Genomic DNA, 700 nt, shown 5'->3' with positions numbered 1-700 from the left:
ATTGGAGAGAATCAAATGGATTTAGTTAAAGATTGCAATACATTTCTGTCTTTTGTAGCTGATAAAACTTTAGAAAAACAGAAATTATATAAAGCTAATTCTTGTAAAAATCGATTTTGTCCTGTCTGTGCTTGGAGAAAAGCTAGAAAAGATGCTTTAGGTTTATCTTTGATGATGCAATATATTAAGCAGCAAGAAAATAAGGAATTTATCTTTTTAACTTTGACTACACCTAATGTAATGAGTGATGAATTAGAAAATGAAATAAAACGTTACAATAATTCTTTTAGAAAACTTATAAAAAGAAAAAAAGTAGGTAGTGTTATAAAGGGATATGTCCGTAAGTTAGAGATTACATATAATAAAAAAAGAGATGATTATAATCCTCATTTTCATGTGTTAATTGCAGTAAATAAATCGTATTTCACAATNNTATTATATTAGTCAACAAGAATGGTTAGATTTATGGCGTGATGTAACGGGCATTTCAGAAATCACACAAGTTCAAGTTCAAAAAATAAGACAAAATAACAATAAAGAGTTATATGAAATGGCTAAGTATTCTGGTAAAGATAGTGATTATTTAATAAATCAAAAAGTATTTGATGCATTCTATAAATCACTTAAAGGTAAACAGGTATTAGTTTATTCTGGATTATTTAAAGAGGCTAAAAAGAAATTAAAAAATGGGCATTTAGAT

General features: G+C 26.2%; 1 pseudogene. It reads left to right on the top strand.

The annotated features are described in order from the left end of the window. Positions 1-700, top strand: a pseudogene (locus KA900_RS14595) (protein rep); the annotation flags it as partial.

The organism is Staphylococcus sp. GDY8P120P (genome assembly GCF_017892065.1).
Classification (GTDB): Bacteria; Bacillota; Bacilli; order Staphylococcales; family Staphylococcaceae; genus Staphylococcus; species Staphylococcus nepalensis.
Note: the sequence above shows the minus strand (reverse complement) of the source record. Positions and strands in the feature narration are given on the sequence as shown.